Below are 15291 nucleotides of genomic sequence, written 5' to 3'. Positions count from 1 at the left end.
GCAGAGGCCAGTTGCGGCAGTTGCGGGGAGAGCATGGAAGACGGGAAGTCCACCGGGCCGAAGGCGAAGTGGTGGAGCCGGCCGACGCCGGGACGCACCACCCGCACAGCGCCGGAGGAGCCGTCCCCCGTAATGGACACGGCGCCCACCGCCGAGCCGACGGACGCGGACCCGGCGAGGGACTCGGTTCCGGCGACGGAAGCGACGGCTGAGAGCCGCGTGACGGAGCCGGCAACACCCACGGCCGACGTGCCGGTCCCGGCCCCGGTTCCTGACGTACCGGCCGCGCGGCCCGCGACGCCGCTGCACCAGCCCGACGAGTACAGCACCCCGCCCTACGGCGGTCCCGGCCCCTGGGCGCCCGCACCCCCCGTGCAGCGGCCAGTCCCGACCCCGGCACACGGCACCCTCGTCCCCCCGCAGTACGCGGGGACGAACGGTGCGGGCATCCCCGCGCCGTCCGCCCCCACACCGCCGGCCCCCGCCCAGCCCGCTCCCGCCGGCTTCACGCCCCCGCCCGGCGCGCCTCAGCAGCCCCAACCCCAGCAGCAGGCCCAGCAGCCGCAGCCGCACGGGGCATCGACGCAGTGGCTCCAGTACGACCCCTGGGGCGCGCCCAGGCAGCCGCTCACAACCAACCCGGGCCCGCCGCTCGGGGCCGACACCGGCCGCAAGAAGGACCGGCGCGGCTCGCTCCTGATCGGCGCGGTGCTGCTCGCGCTGGTGGCCGGCGGCATCGGCGGCGGCATCGGGGCCTACATAGAGCGCAACGGCGGCCTCACCCAGGTCGAACTCCCGCAGGCCGGCCGCAGCAGTGGCGGCCGCGCCCCGGACAGCGTCGCAGGCATCGCCGCCAGCGCCCTGCCCAGCGTGGTCACCCTCCACGTCAGCGGCTCCGCCGAGTCCGGCACCGGCACCGGCTTCGTCCTCGACGACTCCGGCCACATCCTCACCAACAACCACGTCGTCGCCCCGGCCGGTCAGGCCGGCGAGATCACCGTCACGTTCAGCGGCGGCGAGACCGCGCGGGGCGAGGTCGTCGGCAAGGACAGCGGCTACGACCTGGCCGTGGTCAAGGTCACCGGCGTCTCCGGCCTCAAGCCGCTGCCGCTGGGCAACTCCGACAATGTGCAGGTCGGCGACCCCGTGGTGGCCATCGGCGCCCCCTTCGACCTGTCCAACACCGTGACCTCCGGCATCATCAGCGCCAAGGACCGGCCGATCACCGCGGGTGGCGAGAAGGGCGACGGCAGCGACATCAGCTACGTCGACGCCCTGCAGACCGACGCGCCGATCAACCCCGGCAACTCCGGCGGTCCGCTGGTCGACACCGACGCCCATGTCATAGGCATCAACAGCGCCATCCGGGCCGCCGACAGCGGTGCGTCCGAGGAGGGCGGGCAGGCGGGCTCCATCGGTCTCGGCTTCGCCATCCCGATCAACCAGGGCAAGCGGGTCGCCGAAGAGCTGATCAACACCGGCAGGGCCACCCACCCGGTGATCGGTGTCACGCTCGACATGAAGTACACCGGGGACGGCGCCAGGGTCGGGGAGAAGGGCGCGGCCGACAAGCCGGCGGTGACGCCGGGCGGTCCCGGGGCCAAGGCCGGGATCAGGGCCGGGGACGTCATCACCGAGGTCGACGGTCGGCGCGTGCACAGCGGCGAGGAACTGATCGTCAAGATCCGCGCGCACCGCCCGGGCGACCGTCTGGACCTCTCACTGACCCGCGGTGGTAAAGACCTGTCCATCTCTTTGACGCTCGGCTCCGCAAGCGGCACGTGACGGGCCCGGCACGCTACCGCGCGGACAGTTCCGACGGGTACCGTGGGCCGGGTCCGGACCTCGACCGACATGGTCTCGGAGAACACGAAGGGCAACAGGGTGTTCAATGACATAGGCGCACTCGAGCTGGTGACGCTCGCGGTTCTGGGCGTGCTGATCTTCGGCCCGGACAAGCTGCCGAAGGTTATCCAGGACGCCTCGCGCTTCATCCGTAAGATCCGCGAGTTCTCGGAGAGCGCCAAGCAGGACATCCGTACGGAGCTCGGCCCGGAGTTCAAGGACTTCGAGTTCGAGGACCTCAACCCCAAGACGTTCGTCCGCAAGCAGCTCATGGACGGCAAGGACGACCTGGGGCTGAAGGAGATCCGCGAGAGCTTCGACCTCCGCAAGGATCTGTCCGAGGTCACCGACGCGGTGAACGGCCGGGAGAACAAGGAAGTGGAGACCGCGGACTCCCGGAGCAGCGTGTCGAGCGGCTCCGCGATCACCGCCGCCAATGGCTCCGCCGGTGCTCCGGACCTGCTCAAGAAGCGTGACCAGCCCGCCAAGGACGACCGGCCGCCGTTCGACGCCGACGCTACCTGACCCCCCGCCAATCCCGGCTCGTCCGGAGGGTATGGCTATTCTCCATCTGTCCGGTTGTGAGTACGCCCGCTGGGGGGCGGGCCGCTCCGGACCCAACGGATCGAGGAGGCGGCCGGGCAGATGGAGACGACAAGTCGGGTGGGCGCGGAAGATGCGCCGAGCACAGCCACGGCAGAGGGGATGCCGGCGGCCCGGCGTACTGTCGACGGCTATCTGGCGGCCACGTTCCCCTGGTACGGACTGGACGAGGCCTTCACCGGGCCGCGCCGGCTGATGCAGGTGGGCACCGCGGCGGACGGCACGGTGCAGCACGGTTCCATCGGTCACGGTGACGAACCGTCGGTCCGGGCCGACGCGGGTGCCGAGAAGCAACGGTTCGCCGTCGTCGTGTCGATGGCCAGCAGCCCGGTACGGCACAGCGGCGACGGCACGGGGGTGCTTGACGCGACCACGGTGTCCTCCGCGGCCTGGCTGGCCGGGTCGGGTCTGCTCGCGTGCACCTGGCCGCCGCAGATGGACCATGGGCTGCGCGACGACTGGCTGGACCAGCAGACGGAGACGGCGTTCGAACTCGCCGACGACCTGGACGGCCCCGCGTGGTCGGTGCTCTCTCTGCCGGTGGACGGCGTCCCCGTCCCGTTCCACTACCGCGAGTCCGAGTTCGGCTGGGTACTGGCGGGATCGGCGTCCGGTGGGATGCACATCGGCGCGTACGGGCGTGGGATGAGCGCGTACGGGCTGGGCTTCTCGGTGATCGGCGACATCACGACGTACGCATAGCCGCGACGTGCACAGAGCTGCGACGTACGCGTAATCACGACGCATGAGTAGTCACGGCGTGCGCGTGGTCACGACGTAGGTGCCGTCGCGCTGCAGGCACGGCGTACACGCGGTACGCGGCGGTGACCGGCCGGGGCCGGTCACCGCCGCGCCGTTTCAGAACTTGTTGCGCGGGGTGATGCCCAGCGACATGCCCGACAGGCCGCGCTGACGGCCGCCCAGCTTGTCCGCGATGGTGCGCAGCGCCTTGCCGGCCGGGGAGTCGGGGTCGGACAGGACGACCGGCTTGCCCTCGTCGCCGCCCTCGCGCAGCCGTACGTCGATCGGGATGGAGCCGAGTACCGGCACCTCCGCGCCGACCGTCCTGGTCAGGCCCTCGGCGACCCTCGCGCCACCGCCGGTACCGAACACATCGACCATCTCGTCGCAGTGCGGGCACGGCATGCCCGACATGTTCTCGACGACACCGACGATCTTCTGGTGGGTCTGCACGGCGATCGACCCGGCCCGCTCGGCCACCTCGGCCGCCGCCTGCTGCGGGGTCGTGACGACCAGGATCTCGGCGTTCGGCACGAGCTGCGCCACCGAGATCGCGATGTCGCCGGTGCCCGGCGGCAGGTCGAGCAGCAGGACGTCGAGGTCGCCCCAGTACACATCGGCCAGGAACTGCTGGAGTGCGCGGTGCAGCATCGGCCCGCGCCACACCACCGGGGCGTTGCCCGGGGTGAACATGCCGATGGAGATGACCTTCACGCCGTGCGAGGACGGCGGCATGATCATGTTCTCGACCTGGGTCGGCTTGCCGTCCGCGCCGAGCATCCGAGGCACGCTGTGCCCGTAGATGTCCGCGTCCACGACGCCGACCTTGAGGCCGTCGGCCGCCATCGCCGCCGCCAGGTTCACCGTCACCGACGACTTGCCGACGCCGCCCTTGCCGGACGCGACCGCGTAGACCCGGGTCAGCGAGCCGGGCTTGGCGAACGGCACCTCGCGCTCCGCCGTGCCGCCGCGCAGCGAGGACGCGAGCTCCTTGCGCTGCTCGTCGCTCATCACGTCGAGCGTGACGTCGACCCGCGAGACGCCCTCGACGCGGGCCACCGCGTCCGTCACGTTCTTCGTGATCGTCTCGCGCATCGGACAGCCGGAGACGGTGAGATACACCGTGACAGCGACCACACCGTCAGCATCGATCTCGACCGATTTCACCATGCCGAGCTCGGTGATCGGGCGGTGGATCTCCGGGTCGTTCACTGTCGCCAGTGCTTCAAGCACCGCGTCTTCCGTAGCCATACGGACGATGTTACGGCGCTTGTCGCTACGCGCGAGTAGCCCCCGTCAGCGGTCTTCGTCACTCTCGGCCGGGAACAGGGCCCGCCGGTCGTCCAGGTCCCTGACGAGGTCCTCCAGCTCGGAGCGGATCCAGTCGCGGGTGGCGACCTCGCCGAGCCCCATCCGCAGCGAAGCGATCTCCCGGGTGAGGTACTCGGTGTCCGCGATGGAGCGCTCGTTCTGCTTGCGGTCCTGCTCGTGGGTGACCCGGTCGCGGTCGTCCTGCCGGTTCTGCGCGAGCAGGATCAGCGGTGCCGCGTACGAGGCCTGGAGCGACAGCATCAGGGTCAGGAAGATGAACGGGTACTGGTCGAAGCGCAGGTGCACGGGTGCGAAGACGTTCCACACCACCCAGACGATGATGACCAGCGTCATCCAGACGATGAACCGCCCGGTGCCCAGGAAGCGGGCGATCCGCTCGGAGAACCGGCCGAACGCCTCGGGGTCGTAGTCGGGCAGCATCCGCCGGCGCGGGTCCTTCGGCTGGTCCAGCCGGGAACGGGGCGGGCGCGCGATGCCCGAGGCTCCCGTCGGCGCCGTCTTCGAGCGTTCCTCAGCGGCCACGGGCTACCCCCTCCTCGCTGTGGAAATCCGTCTCCCGCCAGTCCTCGGGCAGCAGATGGTCGAGCACGTCGTCGACCGTCACCGCGCCGAGCAGCGACCCGCTCTCGTCCACGACGGGCACCGAGACCAGGTTGTACGCGGCCAGATAGCTCGTCACGACCGGCAAAGGGGTGTCCGGCGTGAGGGGGACGAGATCGCTGTCGACGATCGAGCTGACCAGGGCGTACGGCGGATCCCGCAGCAGCCGCTGGAAGTGCACGGTGCCCAGGTACTTGCCGGTCGGCGTCTCGTCGGGCGACCGGCACACGTACACCTGGGCGGCGAGTGCCGGGGACAGGTCCGCCTGCCGGACCCGGGCGAGCGCGTCGGCGACCGTCGCGTCAGGCCGCAGGATGATCGGCTCGGTGGTCATCAGCCCGCCCGCGGTCCGCTCCTCGTACGACATCAGGCGCCGCACATCGGCCGCGTCGTCCGGCCGCATCAGCGTCAGCAGCCGCTCCTTGTCCTCCTCCGGCAGCTCGGACAGCAGGTCGGCCGCGTCGTCCGGGTCCATCGCCTCCAGGACGTCGGCGGCGCGTTCTTCCTGGAGCTTGCCGATGATCTCCACCTGGTCGTCCTCGGGCAGCTCCTCCAGGACGTCGGCGAGCCGGTCGTCGTCGAGCGCGGCGGCGACCTCGGCCCGCCGCTTCGGCGACAGGTGGTGCAGCGCGTTGGCCACGTCCGTCGGGCGCAGCCGCTCGAACGTGGCGACCAGGGTCTCGGCGCCCTGTCCGACCTCCTCCAGCGAGAACCCGCTGACCGCCGACCACTCGACCGTCAGGGTCTCGCCCTTGCGGCGCAGCGCCCCGCCCTTGCCCTTGCGTACGAAGTACTTGTCGATCTCCCAGTCGCGGCGGGCCGGGAGCTGCTGTATGGAGACGTCGAGAACGGTGACCTCCTCGCCGGTCTCCACGAGGCGGACCCGCCGGTCGAGGAACTCGCCGAGCACCAGACGTTCGGTGGGCCGCTGTTCGAAGCGCCGCATGTTGACCACGCCGGTGGTGATGACCTGGCCGGACTCGATCCCGGTGACCCGGGTCATCGGGAGGAAGATCCGGCGGCGGCTGAGCACCTCGACGACGAGCCCGAGCAGCCGGGGCGGCCTGCCACCGACCCGGAGCATCGCGACCAGATCGCGGACGCGGCCCACCTGGTCGCCGTTGGGGTCGAAGACCGGGACACCGGCGAGATGGGAGACGAACACCCGGGGGGCGCCTGCCGCCATGACGCGCCTCCTTCTTCCGTGTACGACTTCGCCGACTGGTCCGTTTGGCAGTCAATCAACCGTTATGACGGGATCAGGCTAGCCCGTACCGCTCCGGGTTGCCCCGGTGGAGCCGTCCGTACGGCTCCCTGCCGGAAGGCGCGTACGGCACAGGTACGCTGCCGTCTGCCACCCCCGCGATGCAGATGAGAGGCAGTGCGCCCGTGACCTCTTCCGTTCCGCCCGTCCGGGCCCGCCGCCGGACCGTTCTGGTCGCTCTGCTCTGTGCGGGGCTGGCCACCGCCCTCACGGCGTGCGGCGGCGAGGATCCGGACCAGGGAACCAACGGTGTCGGCAAGCTGAGCGCCACGGAGATCGAGAAGAAGGCCCAGGGCGCGGCGGCCGCCGCCGGTACGGTGCGCCTCGCCGGCACGCTGGTCAGCAAGGGCGGCACGTACAAGCTCGACATGCAGCTCAAGGAGAACGGCGGCACCGGCTCGGTCGCCTCGAAGGACAGCACCTTCGAGCTGCTGCGGATCGATGACGAGCTCTATCTGAAGGCCGGCTCCGGGTTCTGGAACCACGAGGAGAAAGCCAGCACCGACAGCGAGGCGGGCGGGGCGGCCGCGGACAAGCTGGACGACAAATATGTGAAGGTGCCCGAGGACGACCCCACGTACAAGCAGCTGCGCGGCTTCACGGACAAGAAGACCCTGCTCGACGGGTTGCTCACGCTGCACGGCACCCTCAACAAGGGCGACCGGGAGAAGGTCGGCACGACCCGGACCGTCCAGATCATGGGCGGCAAGGGCGAGGGCGGGACGCTCGACGTCTCGCTGGAGGGCACGGCGTATCCGCTGCGGTTCGCCCGCGGCGGTGGCGGGGGAACCGTCACCCTGTCGGACTGGGGCAAGGACTTCCCCCTGGAGGCCCCGGCGCAGGGGGACACGGTCGACTACGGGAAGCAGCTGCCCAAGACCTCGTCCTGAGCCAGGACCGAGCGGCCAGGATCGAGCCGCCAGGGCCGAGCCGCCCGGACCGGCCCGGTCATCCCTTCTTTCCGCGCCCCTGCTTCAGCAGCCGCGGCAGCCCCGCGGGCACCGGCCGTCGCGTGGTCGCGGACGTCGGCAGTGGCGCCGCGGCCAGCGAGCCGTCCGGCAGCTCCGTACGGAACTCGCCGGGCGCCAGCCGCAGCACCCGGCACTCGCGCGCCCACCGCTCCGTCATCTGCTCGGCATCCGGTGCGTTCAGCCGCTTGCCCTTGAGCTCGGCGACCGCGGCCTCCCACTCCTCGGAGTGCGGGGCGAGCTCCGTGACGGCGGCCGTCCAGGCGACCAGCCGGCCGCCCTTGTCCTTGCTGCGCACGGTCACCTCGGCGGCGGATCCGTCGGCGAGCCCGGCGGGCAGCGGCTGCTCGCCGGGGCCGTCCCCGACCAGGTGCGCCGCGCCCTCGTGCCATACGTGCCACAGCGCCCGAGCGGGCCCGGTGCCCCGCACCCAGATGAGGCCCGACTTCTTGGTGGCCTCCTCGACGAGGGCCCGGCCCAGCGACACGTCAGCGGCAGCAGCAGTCATGCCCAAACTCTATGGGAGGCGCACAAGGGCCGGGATCAGAGCCAGCCGTTGCGCTTGAGCGTGCGGTGGATGGAGAAACAGACCACCCCGATGACGCCCAGCACCATCGGGTAGCCGTACCGCCAGCCCAGCTCGGGCATGTGCTTGAAGTTCATGCCGTAGACGCCGCAGATCATCGTCGGTACGGCGACGATGGCCGCCCAGGACGTGATCTTGCGCATGTCCTCGTTCTGCGCGACGGTTGCCTGCGCCAGATTGGCCTGGAGGATCGAGTTCAGCAGTTCGTCGAAGCCGACGACCTCCTCGTGCACCCGCGCCAGGTGGTCGGCGACGTCACGGAAGTACTTCTGGATGTCGGGGTCGATCAGCCGCATGGGCCGCTCGCTCAGCAGCTGCATCGGCCGCAGCAGCGGCGACACCGCCCGCTTGAACTCCAGCACCTCGCGCTTCAGTTGGTAGATCCGGCCCGCTTCCGAGCCGCGCGAGCTGCCCTTCGCCGGGGCGGAGAAGACCTCGATCTCCACCTCGTCGATGTCGTCCTGGACCGCTCCGGCCACCGCGATGTAGCCGTCGACGACATGGTCGGCGATGGAGTGCAGCACCGAGGACGGACCCTTGGCGAGCAGCTCGGGGTCGTCCTGCAGCCGGTGGCGCAGCGCGCGCAGCGAGCCGTGCCCGCCGTGCCGCACGGTGATGACGAAGTCCCGGCCGGTGAAGCACATCACCTCGCCGGTCTCGACCACCTCGCTGGTGGCGGTGAGTTCGGTGTGCTCGACGTAGTGGATGGTCTTGAAGACGGTGAAGAGCGTGTCGTCGTACCGCTCCAGCTTCGGCCGCTGGTGGGCGTGGACGGCGTCCTCGACGGCGAGCGGGTGCAGCCCGAACTCCCGGGCGATACCGGCGAATTCCTCCTCGGTCGGCTCGTGCAGACCGATCCAGGCGAAACCGCCCTCCTCCCGCACCTGGAGCATCGCCTCGTGCGGCGTGCGGCAGTTGCCGCTCTCCAGGCGCCGGCCGTCGCGGTAGACCGCGCAGTCGACGACCGCGCTGGAGGCAGACGGGTCACGGGTGGTGTCGTAGACGTTGTGCAGGGCGTTGCTCTTGCGCAGGGACGGGCGCACGACGGCGCGCAGGTCGCGGATCATCGACATGGCTGGCTCCTTCACGGAGGGCCGTCGTCGGGCACGTGGAACAGCCCGGAATGGGGACGTGTGCTCACGTCCGCAAAGCGGGCGGCACCGCGGCGGCGCGATGACGGCGTTCGCTACAGACAGGCAAAAAAGGAGTGCTCTTCCGTCGTGCGCAAAGCCATGGGCCTCGACCGGGAGGCGCGGGAGGCTTCAGATCACCAGGAAAGGTGGAGTGCGGAAGAGCGGTTGGTACTGCACGATCGACTTCGATCCATTGCAGCCCCACCTCCTCCAGCCGGTCCCCCTTGGGGGATGACGTGTCGTCGGGGCTGAGAGCGACGCTTCTGCGTGCTGCCCCGACCAGCGGCCAAGACTATCAGCCGACTGACGGCCAATCCCTTACTTTGCCCGTTCCATACGCGTCCTATGCTCGCGGGATGGGAGAAATTCTTGCTCTGGTCGAGGCCCGTCTGCTGACGGCCCTCGGTGAACCGGACGCGCGCGCGGCGGTGACGTTTCTCGGTACGGACCGGATCGAGGTGCTCCGCTTCGTCGACGGCGACGTGGTGCGCTACGCCACGCTCGGCATGTCCGCGCAGCCGATGGCCGATCCGACCGCGGTCCTGGCGGACCCGGTGAAGGGGCCGCGCGCCGAACTGGTCCTCTCCGTGCGTGCCGGACTCGCCGACACCGACAAGGTGCTCCGCCCGCTCGCCGTGCTGGCGGCCGCCCCGCAGGTGGAGGGGGTGATCGTGGCGCCGGGTGCCTCGCTGGAGGTCGGTGAGCCGCTGTGGCCCGGAGCGCCGTTCAGCTCGGTGCTGGTCGCGGAACCGGGGGGCCTGGTCGAGGACCTGGAGCTGGACGAGCCCATGGACCCGGTGCGGTTCCTGCCGCTGCTGCCGATGACGCACAACGAGGCCGCGTGGAAGCGGGTCAGGGGTGCGCAGGAGCTCCAGGAGCGGTGGCTCTCGAACGGCACGGATCTGCGCGATCCGCTGCGTGGCTCCGTACCCCTGGACTGATCCGCATCGCCTCGGACGACCGGCCCGCATCGCCTCGGACGACCGGCCCGCATCGCCTCGGACGACCGGCCCGCATGGCCTCGGACAACTGATCCGCACCACCCCGGACAGGGGGAAGCCCCGCCGCGCGGCCAGGAGGGTAGCCGCGGGCGGGGCGGTGCGGGGGGCGTGGAGGGTCAGTCGGCGAAGACCGTGACGCCGTCCTCCGTCGCGTGGACCGGCTCCAGCTCCGCCGTCTCGCGGGTCAGCGCCGAACGCCGGATCCAGACGACGACCGCGCCGGCCACGGCCGTGACCGCGGCGACCACGAACGGGATGTGGATGTTGCTCCACTCCTCGATCTTCGGCGCGAGGTACGGGGCGGCGGCCGCGGCGAACCAGCGGACGAAGTTGTAGCCGGCGCTCGCCACCGGGCGCGGTGCGCCGGACACGCCGAGCGCCAGCTCCGTGTAGACGGTGTTGTTCATGCCGATGAAGGCGCCGGAGACGATCGTGCAGACGATGGCGGTGGTGTGGTCGCCGTATCCCAGGACCAGGAGGTCGGCGGCGAGCAGCACCAGCGAGGCGCCGAGCACCTTCAGCGAGCCGAAGCGCTCCTGGAGCCGCGGGGCGACCAGCACCGAGAAGACCGCGAGCAGCAGACCCCAGGCGAAGAACACCGCGCCCGACTTGTACGGCGTCATGTTCAGCACGAACGGGGTGAACGCCAGGATCGTGAAGAACGAGTAGTTGTAGAAGAACGCCGAGGTCGCCACCGAGGCCAGACCGCCGTGGCCGAGCGCCTTGATCGGGTCGAGCAGCGAGGTCTTCCTGGCCGGCCTGGGCTGTTCCTTCAGGAACGCCGTGATGCAGATGAAGCCGATGGCCATCAGCGCGGCCGTGCCGAAGAACGGGTAGCGCCAGCTGGCGTCCCCGAGCAGGGCGCCGACCAGCGGCCCGCAGGCCATGCCGAGGCCGAGCGCCGACTCGTACAGCAGGATCGCCGCCGAGCTGCCGCCGGCCGCCGCGCCGACGATCACGGCCAGCGCGGTCGACACGAAGAGCGCGTTGCCCAGCCCCCAGCCGGCCCGGAAGCCGACGAGTTCGCCGACGGACGACGAGGTGCCGGAGAGCGCGGCGAAGACGACGACGAGCGCGAGGCCGGCCAGAAGCGTCTTGCGGCCGCCGATCCGGCTGGACACGAAGCCGGTGACGAGCATTGCCACGGCGGTGATCAGGAAGTACGAGGTGAAGAGCAGCGACACCTGGCTCGGCGTCGCCTCCAGCCCCTTGGCGATGGACGGCAGAATCGGGTCCACCAGGCCGATTCCCATGAACGCGACAACAGAGGCGCCCGCCGTGGCCCAGACGGCCTTCGGCTGGCGCAGGATGCTGCCCGCCCCCTGATCGAACGGATCCTCTCCCTGCATGGGTCTTCTCGCTCTCCACTAGGTAGTTGCGATATACACAGAATAAGTTAGGGAATCTAATGAATGCAAGTTACATCTATTTCCGCAGGTGGAGCCACGCTGCGGACGGGTGATCTTGCTTGACGCGGCGGCGGTCCTGGAGGACCGTTGGTCGCTATGAGGGGCGAACCCAGTTGCCCGAAGTGCGGAGGCCGGGTCAGGGCGCCCGGTCTGTTCGCCGACACCTGGCAGTGTGGCGTGCACGGCAGTGTGCAACCGCTCCAGCCGGTCGTCCCGCCCAGCGTCGAAGCGCTGGGAGTGGTGGTGCGCCGGGCCCAGGTCCCGGTGTGGATGCCCTGGCCGCTCCCGGTGGGCTGGCTGTTCACCGGTGTGGCGAGCGCGGGTGACGACCGCAGCGGAGGCCGGGCCACCGCCGTCGCCTGCTCCGGTCCCGGCCCGGTCGGCGGTGTCGGCGAACTGCTGCTCGTCACCGAGGAGCTCGGCGTCGGACTGGGCGCCCGCTACGCCGGGATCGACGGCCCCGACCCCGGCCCGCATCTGGACGTCGGGGGGGCGCCGGACGTGAAGATGCTCGCCGCCGGACGCCCCACCCCGCTCTGGAACGTCAAGGGCGCCCCCGCGGACCGGGCGGTCTTCGCGGGCGAGGCGCGCGGGCTCTGGCTCTGGGCGATCGTCTGGCCCGAGCAGTCGGGGCTGCTGATGTACGACGAGCTGGTGCTCGCCGATCTGCGCGAGGCCGGGGGCGAGATGGAGCTCGTACCCTGCGGGGCGCTCACTCCGCGCCTGCTCCGCTGAGGGCCGCTGCCGGGCCCCCGCGCCCGGCCGGGCGCCGCTCGAACGGCGGTTATCCTAGAACGTCCCCTTGTCCCGCCCCGAGCACTGGAGTACGCGTCGTGCGCATCGACCTGCACACCCACTCCACCGCCTCGGACGGCACGGACACCCCCGCTCAGCTGGTGGCGAATGCCGCCGCCGCGGGCCTGGACGTCGTCGCGCTCACAGACCACGACACCCTGCGCGGCCACGCCGCGGCGGCCGCCGCCCTTCCCGAGGGGCTCACCCTCGTCACCGGCGCCGAGCTCTCCTGCCGGCTCGACGGCGTGGGCGTGCACATGCTGGCGTACCTCTTCGACCCCGAGGAGCCCGAGCTGGCCCGCGAGCGCGAACTGGTCCGTGACGACCGGGTGCCCCGCGCCCGGACCATGGTGCGCAAGCTCCAGGAGCTCGGCGTGCCCGTCGAGTGGGAGCAGGTCGCCAGGATCGCCGGGGACGGATCGGTCGGCAGGCCGCACGTCGCCACCGCGCTCGTCGAGCTCGGCGTCGTCAAGACCGTCTCCGACGCCTTCACGCCCGAATGGCTCGCGGACGGCGGACGGGCCTACGCCGAGAAGCACGAGCTCGACCCCTTCGACGCGATCCGGCTGGTCAAGGCCGCCGGAGGCGTCACCGTCTTCGCCCACCCGGCGGCCGTCAAGCGCGGCGAGGTGGTGCCGGAGTCCTCGATCGCGCGGCTCGCCGCCGCCGGGCTCGACGGCATCGAGGTCGATCACATGGACCACGACGAGGCGACCCGGGCCGGACTGCGCGGGCTCGCCCGCGATCTGGGGCTGCTGACGACGGGGTCCAGCGACTACCACGGCAGCCGCAAGACCGTCGGGCTCGGTGAGTACACCACTGACCCCGAGATCTACGGCGAGATCACCCGGCGCGCCACGGGAGCCTTCCCGGTGCCGGGAGCTGGCGGGCTGGGCCCCGCGTAACGACGCACGCGCCGGGGCCGGAGCACGGACCCCTTCACGTACCGCCGTCCCTTCACGTTCCACTTCCGCGCACCCGGCCGTCGGGCCGCCGTCATGGCTTCGGGGTGCGCTCCTTCAGGCCGTTTCTCTTCTCTCTTCTCGCAAGGCTCACTGTGTTCGACGTCGCTGTCTTCGGATCCCTTTTTCTCACGCTTTTTGTGATTATGGATCCCCCTGGGATCACCCCGATCTTCCTCGCGCTCACCGCGGGCCGCCCCGCCAAGATGCAGCGCAGGATGGCGTTGCAGGCGGTCGCCGTCGCCTTCGGCGTGATCGCCGTCTTCGGTGTGCTCGGCCAGCAGATCCTCGACTATCTGCATGTCTCCGTACCCGCCCTGATGATCGCGGGCGGACTGCTCCTGCTGCTGATCGCACTCGATCTGCTCACCGGCAAGACCGACGAGCCGACGCAGACCAAGGACGTCAACGTGGCGCTCGTGCCGCTGGGCATGCCGCTGCTCGCCGGGCCCGGTGCGATCGTGTCGGTGATCCTGGCGGTGCAGCACGCCGACAGCGTGGGCAGCCAGATCTCGGTCTGGTCGGCGATCGTCGCCATGCACATCGTGCTCTGGCTGACCATGCGGTACTCGCTGCTGATCATCCGGGTCATCAAGGACGGTGGCGTCGTGCTGGTGACCAGGCTCGCCGGAATGATGCTCTCCGCCATCGCCGTGCAGCAGATCATCAACGGTGTCACCCAGGTCATCCAGAACGCCTGACGGCTCTCCTCGACGCCACAGCGCCCCCGTACGGACCTTCCGTACGGGGGCGCTTCGTCTTTGAGCGTCGTCAGGCGTTACGAAGCCGAGGTTTCGGCCGGGCGGATGTAGATGCGCTGGCCCACGGCTGCGGCCTGCTGCACGATCCGGTTGACGGAGGCGGCGTCCACGACGGTGCTGTCCACGGCGGTACCGTCGACATCGTCGAGTCGCATGATCTCGAAGCGCATAGGGCTTCCCTTCGTCTGATCCTCCTGCTGGAGAACTACTGGGAGGACGGGTGTCCCGTCCGCAAGGATGAGAGCACCGGACATCTCCGTCCTGTGCTCCACGAGGTGTACAACGGCTTGTCCCCTGCAAACATTCCCTACGCTAAGGAAATTTTTTGGATGTCTAAGTATCAGCAGGTCACCGACCATGCGCGGGCGACGAGGCCCGAATGAACGAGGCAGAGATCCGCGAGCGCCTGGACCGCACCAACGAGCTGCTCCAGCGTGTGCTCGCCGAGGTGTCGAAGACCCCCTCGACCCACGCGATCTTCGTGGACGCGGGCTATGTGTACGCCGCGGCCGGGCTGCTCGTCACCGGCACCGAGGACCGACGCTCCTTCGACCTCGACGCGGAAGGACTGATCGAGGCCTTCATCGACAAGGCCCGGACGATCTTCGCGGACAGCAGGCTGCTGCGCGTGTACTGGTACGACGGAGCCAGGCGGCGCATCCACACCGTCGAGCAGCAGTCCATCGCCGAACTCCCCGACGTCAAGGTCCGGCTCGGCAACCTCAACGCCAACAACCAGCAGAAGGGCGTCGACTCACTCATCCGCACCGACCTCGAATCGCTCGCCCGGCACCGCGCCATCAGCGACGCCGCCCTGGTCGGCGGTGACGAGGACCTGGTCTCCGCGGTGGAGGCGGCGCAGGGGTACGGGGCCCGGGTGCACCTGTGGGGCATCGAGGCGGGGGAGGGGCGCAACCAGGCCGAACCGCTGCTCTGGGAGGTCGACAGCCAGCGCACCTTCGACCTGGACTTCTGCCGTCCGTACGTCACCAGACGCCCCGTCACCACGTACGAGGACGACACCCCCGCGCCCGCGCGCGACGACGTCCGTTTCGTCGGCGCGCAGATCGCCGCGGCCTGGCTGGCCGCCCGGGGCCGCGAGTCCCTCGCCGACCTGCTGCCCGGCCACCCCTACCTGCCGGGCTCCGTCGACCAGGACCTGCTGGTCGAGGCCGAACGGCTGCTCCAGCACTCGCTGCGCGGCCACGCACATCTGCGGCGGGCCCTGCGCGACGGTTTCTGGCAGCACCTCCAGTCGCAGTACTGAGCCGCCGCGGCCCCGCCTCGCCCC

The 15291-nt window shown here is 70.4% G+C and carries 16 protein-coding genes; 9 read left to right on the top strand and 7 right to left on the bottom strand.

Translation table 11 applies throughout. From position 1 onward, the window contains the following. Positions 1-33 precede the first annotated feature (33 nt). The 3 genes from OHA19_RS14300 to OHA19_RS14290 all read left to right on the top strand — a co-directional run bounded on the left by OHA19_RS14300 (position 34) and on the right by OHA19_RS14290 (position 3150). Entirely contained in the window at positions 34-1785 is a 1752-nt protein-coding gene (locus tag OHA19_RS14300; RefSeq protein WP_405716429.1) for a S1C family serine protease, read from the top strand. A 99-nt stretch (positions 1786-1884) separates the two neighbouring features. Beyond that, positions 1885-2370 (top strand): sec-independent translocase, encoded by a 486-nt coding sequence (locus OHA19_RS14295; protein ID WP_405716430.1) that lies wholly within the window; start codon positions 1885-1887, stop codon positions 2368-2370. 120 nt (positions 2371-2490) lie between these two features. Beyond that, positions 2491-3150 carry a hypothetical protein gene (locus OHA19_RS14290; RefSeq protein WP_405716431.1) on the top strand — a complete coding sequence of 220 codons (660 nt, stop codon included), beginning with the start codon at positions 2491-2493 and terminating at the stop codon, positions 3148-3150. Positions 3151-3306: 156 nt separating this feature from the next. On the opposite strand, the gene OHA19_RS14285 is transcribed toward OHA19_RS14290, so the two are convergent. Genes OHA19_RS14285 through OHA19_RS14275 form a run of 3 tightly spaced genes read right to left on the bottom strand, consistent with a single transcriptional unit; the run spans position 3307 to position 6307 of the window. Continuing rightward, a complete protein-coding gene (locus OHA19_RS14285; RefSeq protein WP_266912512.1) occupies positions 3307-4440 on the bottom strand; it encodes an Mrp/NBP35 family ATP-binding protein in 1134 nt (377 codons plus the stop codon). Positions 4441-4485: 45 nt separating this feature from the next. Next, positions 4486-5043, bottom strand: a complete 558-nt coding sequence (locus OHA19_RS14280; protein ID WP_405716432.1) for a DUF1003 domain-containing protein — start codon at positions 5041-5043, stop codon at positions 4486-4488. Further along, positions 5033-6307 (bottom strand): magnesium transporter MgtE N-terminal domain-containing protein, encoded by a 1275-nt coding sequence (locus OHA19_RS14275; RefSeq protein WP_405716433.1) that lies wholly within the window; start codon positions 6305-6307, stop codon positions 5033-5035. The genes OHA19_RS14280 and OHA19_RS14275 overlap by 11 nt, the downstream gene beginning before the upstream one ends. A gap of 203 nt (positions 6308-6510) precedes the next feature. On the opposite strand from OHA19_RS14275, the gene OHA19_RS14270 reads away from it, so the two are divergent. Further along, positions 6511-7275: a hypothetical protein gene (locus tag OHA19_RS14270; protein WP_405750396.1), complete on the top strand. Its 765-nt coding sequence runs from the start codon at positions 6511-6513 to the stop codon at positions 7273-7275. 58 nt (positions 7276-7333) lie between these two features. Here OHA19_RS14270 and OHA19_RS14265 read toward each other — a convergent pair whose 3' ends face one another. Continuing rightward, positions 7334-7861, bottom strand: a complete 528-nt coding sequence (locus OHA19_RS14265) for a hypothetical protein (RefSeq protein ID WP_405716435.1) — start codon at positions 7859-7861, stop codon at positions 7334-7336. 35 nt (positions 7862-7896) lie between these two features. After that, positions 7897-9012 carry a magnesium and cobalt transport protein CorA gene (locus OHA19_RS14260; protein ID WP_405716436.1) on the bottom strand — a complete coding sequence of 372 codons (1116 nt, stop codon included), beginning with the start codon at positions 9010-9012 and terminating at the stop codon, positions 7897-7899. Positions 9013-9428: 416 nt separating this feature from the next. Between OHA19_RS14260 and OHA19_RS14255 the strand changes: the two genes are divergently transcribed. Continuing rightward, positions 9429-10013 carry a suppressor of fused domain protein gene (locus OHA19_RS14255; RefSeq protein WP_405716437.1) on the top strand — a complete coding sequence of 195 codons (585 nt, stop codon included), beginning with the start codon at positions 9429-9431 and terminating at the stop codon, positions 10011-10013. A 176-nt stretch (positions 10014-10189) separates the two neighbouring features. On the opposite strand, the gene OHA19_RS14250 is transcribed toward OHA19_RS14255, so the two are convergent. Continuing rightward, positions 10190-11422: an MFS transporter gene (locus OHA19_RS14250; protein WP_405750394.1), complete on the bottom strand. Its 1233-nt coding sequence runs from the start codon at positions 11420-11422 to the stop codon at positions 10190-10192. A gap of 156 nt (positions 11423-11578) precedes the next feature. On the opposite strand from OHA19_RS14250, the gene OHA19_RS14245 reads away from it, so the two are divergent. The 3 genes from OHA19_RS14245 to OHA19_RS14235 all read left to right on the top strand — a co-directional run bounded on the left by OHA19_RS14245 (position 11579) and on the right by OHA19_RS14235 (position 13940). Further along, positions 11579-12217, top strand: coding sequence for a DUF6758 family protein (locus OHA19_RS14245; protein WP_405716439.1), 639 nt, complete (start codon positions 11579-11581; stop codon positions 12215-12217). Between the two features lie 98 nt (positions 12218-12315). Continuing rightward, complete coding sequence (locus OHA19_RS14240; protein WP_405750391.1) at positions 12316-13182, top strand: PHP domain-containing protein; 867 nt, start codon at positions 12316-12318, stop codon at positions 13180-13182. A gap of 152 nt (positions 13183-13334) precedes the next feature. Next, positions 13335-13940 carry a MarC family protein gene (locus tag OHA19_RS14235; protein WP_124716542.1) on the top strand — a complete coding sequence of 202 codons (606 nt, stop codon included), beginning with the start codon at positions 13335-13337 and terminating at the stop codon, positions 13938-13940. Positions 13941-14017: 77 nt separating this feature from the next. Here the strand turns inward: OHA19_RS14235 and OHA19_RS14230 are convergent, their stop codons facing one another. Then, positions 14018-14170: a hypothetical protein gene (locus tag OHA19_RS14230; RefSeq protein ID WP_266729866.1), complete on the bottom strand. Its 153-nt coding sequence runs from the start codon at positions 14168-14170 to the stop codon at positions 14018-14020. 209 nt (positions 14171-14379) lie between these two features. On the opposite strand from OHA19_RS14230, the gene OHA19_RS14225 reads away from it, so the two are divergent. After that, positions 14380-15267, top strand: coding sequence for an NYN domain-containing protein (locus tag OHA19_RS14225; RefSeq protein WP_405716441.1), 888 nt, complete (start codon positions 14380-14382; stop codon positions 15265-15267). Positions 15268-15291: the final 24 nt, after the last annotated feature.

This window comes from Streptomyces sp. NBC_00012, assembly GCF_045040875.1.
Taxonomy (GTDB): Bacteria; Actinomycetota; Actinomycetes; order Streptomycetales; family Streptomycetaceae; genus Streptomyces.
Note: the sequence above shows the minus strand (reverse complement) of the source record. Positions and strands in the feature narration are given on the sequence as shown.

Bases quoted from the DNA above. Each gene is read 5' to 3' on its own strand.
- OHA19_RS14300 (WP_405716429.1), top strand. From the start codon at position 34: ATGGAAGACGGGAAGTCCACCGGGCCGAAGGCGAAGTGGTGGAGCCGG.
- OHA19_RS14290 (WP_405716431.1), top strand. From the start codon at position 2,491: ATGGAGACGACAAGTCGGGTGGGCGCGGAAGATGCGCCGAGCACAGCC.
- OHA19_RS14285 (WP_266912512.1), bottom strand. From the start codon at position 4,440: ATGGCTACGGAAGACGCGGTGCTTGAAGCACTGGCGACAGTGAACGAC.
- OHA19_RS14275 (WP_405716433.1), bottom strand. From the start codon at position 6,307: ATGGCGGCAGGCGCCCCCCGGGTGTTCGTCTCCCATCTCGCCGGTGTC.
- OHA19_RS14265 (WP_405716435.1), bottom strand. From the start codon at position 7,861: ATGACTGCTGCTGCCGCTGACGTGTCGCTGGGCCGGGCCCTCGTCGAG.
- OHA19_RS14260 (WP_405716436.1), bottom strand. From the start codon at position 9,012: ATGTCGATGATCCGCGACCTGCGCGCCGTCGTGCGCCCGTCCCTGCGC.
- OHA19_RS14255 (WP_405716437.1), top strand. From the start codon at position 9,429: ATGGGAGAAATTCTTGCTCTGGTCGAGGCCCGTCTGCTGACGGCCCTC.
- OHA19_RS14250 (WP_405750394.1), bottom strand. From the start codon at position 11,422: ATGCAGGGAGAGGATCCGTTCGATCAGGGGGCGGGCAGCATCCTGCGC.
- OHA19_RS14245 (WP_405716439.1), top strand. From the start codon at position 11,579: ATGAGGGGCGAACCCAGTTGCCCGAAGTGCGGAGGCCGGGTCAGGGCG.
- OHA19_RS14230 (WP_266729866.1), bottom strand. From the start codon at position 14,170: ATGCGCTTCGAGATCATGCGACTCGACGATGTCGACGGTACCGCCGTG.
- OHA19_RS14225 (WP_405716441.1), top strand. From the start codon at position 14,380: ATGAACGAGGCAGAGATCCGCGAGCGCCTGGACCGCACCAACGAGCTG.